This window comes from Neochlamydia sp. TUME1, from assembly GCF_000813645.1.
In the GTDB taxonomy this organism is placed as follows: Bacteria; Chlamydiota; Chlamydiia; order Chlamydiales; family Parachlamydiaceae; genus Neochlamydia.
This window is the reverse complement of the sequence record NZ_JRXI01000013.1, coordinates 1-9703: the sequence shown is the minus strand read 5'-3', so window position 1 is coordinate 9703 and position 9703 is coordinate 1. Positions and strand designations below refer to the sequence as shown.

The 9703-nt window shown below is 39.7% G+C and carries 7 protein-coding genes; all 7 read left to right on the top strand.

The features are described 5' to 3' along the window. The first annotated feature begins 175 nt into the window (after positions 1–175). Positions 176–1984, top strand: coding sequence for a translation elongation factor 4 (gene lepA / locus DB41_RS00700; RefSeq protein WP_039383287.1), 1809 nt, complete (start codon positions 176–178; stop codon positions 1982–1984). A gap of 23 nt (positions 1985–2007) precedes the next feature. Next, a complete protein-coding gene (locus DB41_RS00695; protein WP_039383285.1) occupies positions 2008–3327 on the top strand; it encodes an adenylosuccinate synthase in 1320 nt (439 codons plus the stop codon). A gap of 9 nt (positions 3328–3336) precedes the next feature. Further along, positions 3337–4095, top strand: a complete 759-nt coding sequence (uppS, locus tag DB41_RS00690) for a polyprenyl diphosphate synthase (RefSeq protein ID WP_039383284.1) — start codon at positions 3337–3339, stop codon at positions 4093–4095. Beyond that, the gene (locus DB41_RS00685) at positions 4092–4946 is read left to right on the top strand and encodes a phosphatidate cytidylyltransferase (RefSeq protein WP_039383282.1); all 855 of its coding nucleotides are present in this window, start codon (positions 4092–4094) and stop codon (positions 4944–4946) included. Before uppS ends, DB41_RS00685 begins: the two co-directional genes overlap by 4 nt. Before the next feature lie 24 nt (positions 4947–4970). After that, the gene (cmk, locus tag DB41_RS00680; RefSeq protein WP_039383280.1) at positions 4971–5648 is read left to right on the top strand and encodes a (d)CMP kinase; all 678 of its coding nucleotides are present in this window, start codon (positions 4971–4973) and stop codon (positions 5646–5648) included. Positions 5649–6740: 1092 nt separating this feature from the next. Then, a complete protein-coding gene (locus DB41_RS00670; RefSeq protein WP_052243753.1) occupies positions 6741–8960 on the top strand; it encodes a leucine-rich repeat domain-containing protein in 2220 nt (739 codons plus the stop codon). A 557-nt stretch (positions 8961–9517) separates the two neighbouring features. Further along, positions 9518–9703: hypothetical protein (locus DB41_RS00660; protein WP_155117518.1), on the top strand; the 186-nt coding region annotated here is incomplete at its 3' end.

Below are 9703 nucleotides of genomic sequence, written 5' to 3'. Positions count from 1 at the left end.
GATTTTTCTTCCTGCATCTAGTCTGTTTCAAAAAAGTTTATGCACCAAGATAGCTATAAATTAAATGTTGCTTGAAAACATTCATGTTATCGATTAATTTAGTTGATTGATTTCCCTTACAACCCCCATCTTGATAAATTTAGATGTAATAAAAGGCAGTGATTAGGATTTTTGCATGGTTTCATACAACAGAAAAAATATTCGCAACTTTTCTATTATTGCTCATATTGACCACGGAAAGTCAACGATTGCGGATAGATTAATAGAACTTACCCATACAGTCTCCAAGCGAGAGATGCAAGAGCAGCTACTGGATGATATGGATCTTGAAAGAGAACGGGGCATTACTATTAAAGCTCACCCTGTGACCATGAATTATCAAGCCGAGAATGGACAAATTTATCAAATTAACTTAATCGATACGCCAGGACATGTTGACTTTACCTACGAGGTCTCGCGATCTTTAGCCGCTTGCGAAGGAGCCCTGCTAGTGGTAGATGCAGCTCAAGGTGTCCAAGCTCAAACTCTTGCAAATGTTCATTTAGCGATTGAACGTGACTTGGAAATCGTGCCTGTGCTTAATAAAATTGATCTTCCCAGTGCGGATATAGAAGGTGTAAAGCAACAGATTGAAGATGTGATTGGGCTAGATGCTTCTCATGCTATCTGCTGCTCAGCCAAATCAGGAATAGGGATTGAGACCATCTTAGAACGTATCATTAACGATGTTCCTGCTCCTAAAGAACCTGTCGATGATCTACTCCGTGCCCTGGTTTTTGACTCCCATTACGACAATTATCGAGGAGTAATGGTTTACATTCGTGTGATTAGTGGAGAAATTCGCAAAGGCTCTGCAATACGCATGATGGCTACCCATAAAGCCTGTGAAGTGTTAGAAGTAGGAAAATTTACCCCCTCTGAAAAACCTGTGGAAACTTTAAGGTCAGGGGAGGTGGGATATATGATCGCCAACATAAAAAAAACTTCCGATGTTAAAATTGGAGATACCATTACTTTGCAAAAACATCCAGCTCCCGATGCGCTGCCAGGCTTTAAGAATATCAGCCCGGTAGTATTTGCAGGCATATATCCTATTGATTCCACAGATTTTGAAGCTTTACGCGATGCTTTAGAAAAACTTCAGCTTAACGATTCTTCTCTGCATATCGAACAAGAAAGCAGTATGGCTTTGGGCTTTGGATTCCGCTGTGGTTTTCTAGGACTTTTGCATTTGGAAATTATATTTGAACGCATTCAGCGTGAATTTGACTTAGATGTTATTTCTACAGCTCCTAGTGTTATTTACAAGTTCCATTTAAATGATACTTCCATTAAAGAAATCGATAATCCTGCTCACTATCCAGACCCTACTCACATCGACTATGTAGAAGAGCCGTGGGTAAAATGCCACATTATGATTCCTGCGGAATATCTAGGCGCGATCATGAATTTGGGGATGGATAAAAGAGGAAATTGTATTAAAACAGAAACTATGGATGCGCGGCGGCTTCTAATTACCTATCGCTTTCCGCTTAATGAAATTATTACCGATTTCAATGATAAGCTTAAATCAATCACTAAAGGATATGGATCTTTTGACTATGAATTTGATGGTTATGAGAAAAGCGATATCATTAAATTAGAAATTCGTGTTAACGAAGAGCCAGTAGATGCATTTTCATGCTTAGTGCATCGCTCCAAAGCAGAGTCTAAAGGAAAAGCCATTTGCTCTAAACTCGTTGAAGTAATCCCCATGCAGCTTTTCAAAGTACCTATTCAAGCGGCTATTGGGGGGAAAATTGTTGCGCGAGAAACTATCCGCGCTCTCACCAAAAATGTGACAGCTAAGTGCTATGGAGGCGACATTACACGCAAGCGCAAGCTGTGGGAGAAGCAAAAAAAGGGTAAAAAACGTATGAAAGAAATTGGTAAAGTCAATATCCCGCAAAGTGCTTTTATGGAAGTTTTAAAAGCAGGAGATTAATCGATCATTAAAAAAGAGTTAATATGCCACAAGTGATTTTGATTGGTGCACAATGGGGGGATGAAGATAAAAGTAAAATTATTGATATACTTACAGCTCAGGCCAAGCATGTTATTCGCTCTCAAGGCGGCAATAACGCAGGCCATACAGCTGTCCTTGATAAGCAAGAATACAAATTCCATTTAATCTCCTCAGCTATTCTCCATTCTCATACTCATTGCTATATAGGTGCTGGCACCGTCATCGATCCTGAAGTACTCATTCAAGAGATGGAAGATTTAGAAAGTAAAGGTGTCCACATTAAAGGACGTCTATTAATTTCACCTTCTGCCCATATTATTTTCCCCTACCATCGAATGCTAGATTATCTTCTTGAGCAAAAGAAAGGCGAACGTGCTATAGGCACAACCGGTCGAGGAATTGGGCCTTGTTATGCTGATAAAGCCCAGCGTTTAGGCATTCGCATGGGAGAACTTGTGCGTCCTGATATTTTCGGCAAATTGCTAAAAAGCATTCTTCAGCTAAAAAATGAAGAGCTTACCAAGCTTTTCGGTGCTGAAAAACTAAATGAGGAAGAGATTTATAAAAAATATAGCCGCTATGCAGAGCTTTTAAAACCTTTTGTAGCAGAAGTGGAAGAGCTTATTCATCAAGCTATAGATAATAAAGAAAATATTTTGTTCGAAGGAGCTCAAGGGACTTTCCTAGATACTTCTTTAGGGACTTACCCCTATGTCACCTCTTCATCTACAATCGCTGGGGGCATCTGTGCCGGCGCCGGAGTAGGCCCCACCTGCATCGATCATACCTTGGGAGTTGTTAAAGCCTACACTACACGTGTGGGCAATGGACCTTTTCCTACTGAGTTTCAAGAAAATGAAAGTTTTTTGAATCACCCTATCACAAGTGAGTACAGCAATACAGTAGGGCGTAGAAGACGGCTTGGATGGTTTGATGCAGTGCTAGCACGAACGGCTGTACACATAAATGGCATTGACTCACTAGCAGTGACTCAGCTCAATAGTCTAGATTATTTAGATCCTATTAAAGTTTGCGTAGGCTATCAAATTCATGGAGTACGTATCAATCATCTTCCTTACATTAGCGAGGATCTAGATAAGATTGTCCCTATTTATGAAACTATACCAGGCTGGAACGCCTCCACTAGCCAAATTACCAATTATAAGGAATTACCTCAAAATGCACAAAAATACCTGTCAAAAATTGAGCAGCTTTGTAGAGTACCTATTAATATCATCTCTTTAGGGCCTCAACGAGAAAAAACCCTTATTTTAAAAGATTTATTTTCAACAAAGGAAAAGGCAGCTTGCAAGCATGCTTAAATAGAATTTATGAATATTAGCGTGAAAAACAACTATTATACTCTTGAACAAAAGGCCAGCTTAGATCCTAAGCGTATTCCTCATCATGTAGCTTTTATTCCAGATGGCAATCGACGCTGGGCCAAGCGACAACAAATGAGATCCATAGAAGGTCATCAAGAAGGTTCTGATAACCTGATTGAAATTGTAAAAGCAGGAAAAGAGCTAGGAATAAAAATTTTTACTTTTTACCTTTTCTCTACAGAAAATTGGAGTCGTCCTCAAGAGGAAATCGATGCCTTGATGTGGCTTTTGCATACTTATTTACTCGAGCAGCAATCTTCTTTTGTGGAAGAAGGGACGCGTTTATGTACTATTGGAAATATTGCTGCTTTACCAGAGTACGTACAAAAAACTATAGAGGAAACCCGACAAGTTACTGCCCACTGCCAAGAAGCGGACCTAATTTTTGCCCTGAATTATGGAAGTCGCGATGAAATCAAACGTGCTGTGCAATCTATCGCGCAAGATATAATCCATAAAAAAATTATTCCCGAGCAAATTTCTGAAGAAATTATCTCTCAATATCTTGATACGGCACCCTGGAGCGATCCAGATTTACTTATCCGCACGAGTGGTGAATTAAGATTGAGTAACTATTTATTATGGCAGCTCTCTTATACTGAAATATTCTCGTCAAACGTATTATGGCCAGATTTTACTCCTTATCATCTTTTAGAAGCATTATTAAACTACCAAAAGCGTGAAAGGCGCTTAGGGGGCGCATGAGCAATCTTCAACACCGCCTTCTTTTGGGCAGTATGACCACTCTTTTTGCTATTTTGCTGCTTTGGCTTTCTCCCTACCTATTTTTTCGTCCTATTTTTGCTTTAATCCTTGCTGCTTTCGTTACCCTTGCTGCCGCTGAACTTTTTCACCTAGCCAAAAGCAAAAACTATCAACCCCTTACGAAAATAGGCTTGACAGGCTGTTTTTTATACACTCTTTCAGTGTATGTGAGTACCCAGTATGGTCAAGCTCAAATTCTCCCCTACATTGTTCTTATATTGATTGTATGGATGTGCTTTTTCTATTTTTTCAAAACAGGCGATAAGCCCTTGCTTAATATCTCCATTACCCTGCTTGCATTAATGTATGTAGCCATTCCTTTAGCATCTTGGCTCAACATTGCCTACTTTTTTCCAGAACACTCTCCTCAAGAAGGACGGTGGTGGCTGCTCTACTTATTGGCTGTTACGAAAACAACCGATATAGGGGCTTATTTTGTGGGTAGTATTCTTGGCAAGCATAAAATGGCTCCCTACTTAAGTCCTAAAAAAAGCAACGAAGGAGCAGTGGGAGGACTTTGCTGCGGTTTAGGCGCAAGCTTTACTTTTTATTGGATAAGTGCTCACATTCCTTTTCAGATCACTCTTTTTCAATGCCTGACATTAGGAATTTTATTAAGCACACTAGGACAGATAGGGGATCTTGCGGAATCTTTGCTAAAGCGTGATGCTGATATTAAAAATAGCAATCAAATCCCCGGACTGGGTGGTATACTAGATATGCTCGATTCGCTAGTCTTTACTTCTCCTATCGTTTATATTTTTCTTGAAATTCAATCTGCATCTAGCTAAATGCAGGAGTATAGGAGGTTTTGCATGATTATTACCATTGATGGTCCCATCGCTACAGGCAAAAGTACGATTGCTAAGACATTAGCACGCGAAATTGGCTACATTTATTTTGATACAGGAGCTATGTATCGTTGCCTAACTTATGGTGTTTTAAAGAAAGATATCAACGTCGATGATCGTGAGCAACTTAATGACTTTCTCCATACCTTTAAATTTGATATCAAAAGTAAACATGGAAAAAAACATTACTATGTAGGAAATGAAGACGTTACCGATGCTATTCGCCTCGATAAAGTTACTTCTCATGTATCTAGCATCTCGGCTATCCCTATGATACGCGATAAGTTAGTGGCTATGCAAAGGGAACTTGCTATAGGAGTAAATGCTGTCTTTGAGGGAAGAGATATGGGTACGATAGTTTTTCCTAAGGCCGAGATAAAAATATATTTAACAGGACGTCCTGAAGTACGTGCTAAAAGAAGATATGAGGAACTCAAAAGAAAGTATCCTGAAGAAACAAGAGAGCTTACGATTGAAAAATCCCTTGAAGATCTTAATCGACGAGATCATCTCGATTTAACTCGCGAAATATCCCCTCTTAAACAAGCTCCGGATGCTCTCGTGATTGATACTTCTGATTTAAGCATCCAAGAAATTATTTACAAGATCCTAGAATTTAAAGATTTAAACATTAAAGTATGATGATCTAAATAATGAACAAGCAAAATTTAAATACAGTTCTTAAATTAAACACCCTACTTTTATTCATGGTTCAAAAACAGCTTAATAAAACAAAGACCAAGCTTAACATTCAAGCAGCAGAGTATAAGAGGAATAAGAAAAATAAGATTTTTTTTGAATAAAGGAGGTTAAAGTTGAGAATAGAGCCGTTCCTCTGAGTGATTTTCTTTTGCTATATAGCTCCTCTTCTTAAACAGCTCATCAATTTTTTATGAAAAAGCAGCTCATTTTTTATTTTTCCCACCTTTTTTCTTCCAATGATGGCTAAGATGTTTTTTTTTGCCTAAAGATTTAGAGAAGCTAGAAAGAGTCCTAATAGGCTTTAAGCAAAAAAGTTTATTTTTATGTTAATAAGCCCAGCTTATCTTCTTACTTTTTCCTTCTAAATAGACCAAAATAATAGATTGTTTTCAATTTTTTTACGTTAAACATCTTGCATACTCTATCTTCCTTTTTAACGGAAAATCCTCTGAAAGATATTGCAGAAAAAATAAGGCAGTGTTTTCAATTGTAGAATGGTCGTAAGTACTTTTTAAATGAGGATGTGGGCTAAAATGGAATAAAAAGCTTTTAGCCACCACAATCTTAAACAAGTAATCCGCTTTCCTTCCAGCAACTAAGCAAGCTTAAACTAACCTACACATTTATAACGACAAGGAGCTTCTCTCTTTGTCTGCAGATTGCTATGCGGGGAGAACAACTTTCCTTGACAGCAAGAAACTGGCGCATTGTATTCCACCTTTCGGTAGAAGAATTAAAACAAGGCACCAAAAAGAGCCGTTTTTCTCAAACAAGGCAAAGAATCAATCTCATTCTTTTAGCCCAACCAAAATTGCCGTGTCACTTAATCCCCAAAACCTGTGGCTGCTCGCAAATGCTTGGAAGGTCTCCCCCCTTTCGGTGAATCTATCTGAAAAAAAAGCGAGGTAGATTATCTGTGAGTGGTTTTTCATTGTCAAGGATACGAATTCGTTTGACTTGCTTTTTTAATTTTTTTATATTGCCTTTAAAAATAAAAATTAATAAAAGGTCATCACTAACAAAGGAAATAAAATGCCTCCTATCTCTTCGGCATCTATTGAAAGCTTGCCCAATGAATTGCTGCTCCCTATCTTAGAGGCCTGCGCAGTTCCTTCCTTATTTAGCGTCTGTAAAAGATGGCATCATCTGCTGGCTTCTGAAGTCATGCCCCCTCTTTATAAAAAAATAGCCCAGCTTCATTTCCCAAGGGGAGATGCCACTACCCAGCAAACTCTTATGTTAGCTAAAGTTTATAAACTCAATCATGTACCTACCTCTACTGAAAAAGTTTATCTATCTTTTAAACAAGTTTTTACCTTAGCTACTTCTCTTTCTCCTTTAGAATTTAAAGAGAAAACAGAAGAAAAAAGAGGCTTAACGCTGGCTAATTACTCTTCTTATCTCTTAAATATTAATCGCCTTTTACTTTGGAAAAAACTTCCTGGTGGAGAAGAATACTTGAGCCGAGAAGAAATTAAGCACTTGCCTCTAGAGAAAAAAGGGGAGCTTCTTAGAGATTGGATTGAAGAAAATTGTAAAAACATCACGGCCTTAGATTTATCTAGAGTAGGCTTGACTTATTTACCCCCAGAAATAGGTCAATTGTCTCAGCTACAAGTGCTTGAATTAAATCAAAACCGGCTCACCAGCCTGCCTGCAGTAATAGGTCAATTGTCTCAACTGACACGCCTTTACTTAAATCAAAACCAACTCACCAGTCTGCCTGCAGAAATAGGTCAATTGTCTCAGCTACAATTGCTTTACTTAAATCAAAACCAGCTCACCAGCCTTCCTGCAGAAATCGGGCAACTGCCTAAGCTGCAATATCTTCACTTAAATCAAAACCAGCTCACCGCTCTGCCTGCAGAAATCGGGCAGCTGTCTGAGCTGAAGCGGCTTGATTTAAGCCAAAACCAGTTCACCAGCCTGCCTGCAGAAATCGGGCAGCTGTCTGAGCTGAAGCGGCTTGATTTAAGCCAAAACCAGTTCACCAGCCTGCCTGCAGAAATAGGTCAATTTTCTCAGCTGCAATTGCTTTACTTAAATCAAAACCAGCTCACTGCTCTGCCTACAGAAATCAGGCAGCTGTCTCAGTTGACACGGCTTAGCTTAAATCAAAACCAGCTCACCAGCCTGCCTGCAGAAATCGGGGAGCTGTTCGAGCTGCACAGGCTTGAATTAAATCAAAACCAGCTCACCAGCCTTCCTGCAGAAATAGGTCCATTGCCTCAGCTGCGAGTGCTTTGCTTAAATCAAAACCAGCTCACCAGCCTGCCTGCAGAAATCGGGGAGCTGTTCGAGCTGACACGGCTTGAACTAAGTCAAAACCAGCTCACCAGTCTGCCTGCAGAAATCGGGGAGCTGCCTAAGCTGCAAAGGCTTAAATTAAATCAAAACCAGCTCACTGCTCTGCCTACAGAAATTGGGCAGCTGTCTCAGTTGACACGGCTTAGCTTAAATCAAAACCAGCTCTCCAGCCTTCCTGCAGAAATCGGGCAGCTGCCCAAGCTGCAAAGGCTTGAATTAAATCAAAACCAGCTCACCAGCCTGCCTGCAGAAATCGGGGAGCTGTTCGAGCTGACACGGCTTGAACTAAGTCAAAACCAGCTCACCAGTCTGCCTGCAGAAATCGGGGAGCTGTCTCAGCTGCAAAGTCTTGATTTAAGCCAAAACCAGCTCACCAGCCTGCCTGTAGAAATAGGGCAGATGTCCGAGCTGGCACGGCTTAGCTTAAATCAAAACCAGCTCACCGCTCTGCCTGCAGAAATTGGGCAGCTGTCTAATCTGCAAACGCTTGAATTAAATCAAAACCAGCTTACCAATCTTCCCGCAGAAATCGGACAACTGTCTCAGCTGCAAACCCTTTACTTAAATCAAAACCAGCTTACCAATCTTCCCGCAGAAATCGGACAACTATCTCAGCTGCAAACCCTTTACTTACATCAAAACCAGCTTACCAGCCTTCCTGCAGAAATCGGTCAGCTATCTCAGCTGCAAACCCTTTACTTACATCAAAACCAGCTCACCGCTCTGCCTAAAGGAGTGGGGCACCTGTCTCAACTACGAGTGCTTGACTTAAGCCAAAATCAGCTCACTAGCCTGCCTGCAAGCATAGGATGGCTGTCTCGGCTGCGATGGCTTTACTTAAATCAAAACCAGCTCACCAGACTTCCTGGAGAAATCAGGCGGTTGTCTCAGCTTATCAAGCTTGAATTAGCGGAAAATCCTTTGAAAAATATCGCCAAAAAATAAGGCAGCGTTTTCAATTATAGAATGAACTTAAATACTTTTTAAATTAGGGTGAGCTAAAATGAAATAAAAAAATTTTAGCCATCTTATCTTTAGACAAGTAAGCTGCTTTCCTTTCGGCAACTAAGCAAGTTTAAGCTAACCTACACATTTATAGCGATAAGAAGTTTTTTTCTTTTTTTACAGAGTGTTATGGCTGGGAGAACAACTTTTTTGATAGGAGGAAACTGGCGTATTGTATTTCATCATACAGTAAAAGAATTAAAACAAGGTGCCAAAAAGAGCCGTTTTTCTCAAATAAGGCAAAGAATCCATCTCATTCTTTTAGCCAAACCAAAATTGCCGCATCACTTAATCGCCAAGACCTGTGGTTGCTCCTGAATATTTAGAAGGTCTCCCCCCTTTCCTTGAATCTGTCTAAAAGTAAAGCGTGGTAGATCATTTGTGAGTTTTTTTTCATTGATAAGGATACAAATTCGTTTGACTTGCTTTTTAATTTTTTTATATTGTCTTCAAAAAATAATAATGCTGAAAAATTTATTACTACCCAAGGAAATAAAATGCATCCTATCTCATCGACATCTATTGAAAGCTTGCCCTATGAATTGCTGCTCCCTATCTTAGAGGCTTGCGTAGCTCCTTCCTTATTTAGCGTCTGTAAAAGATGGCATCACCTGCTGGCTTCTGAAGTCATGCCCCCTCTTTATAAGCAAATAGGTAAAGTGCATGTTCCTCAAGGAAATGTC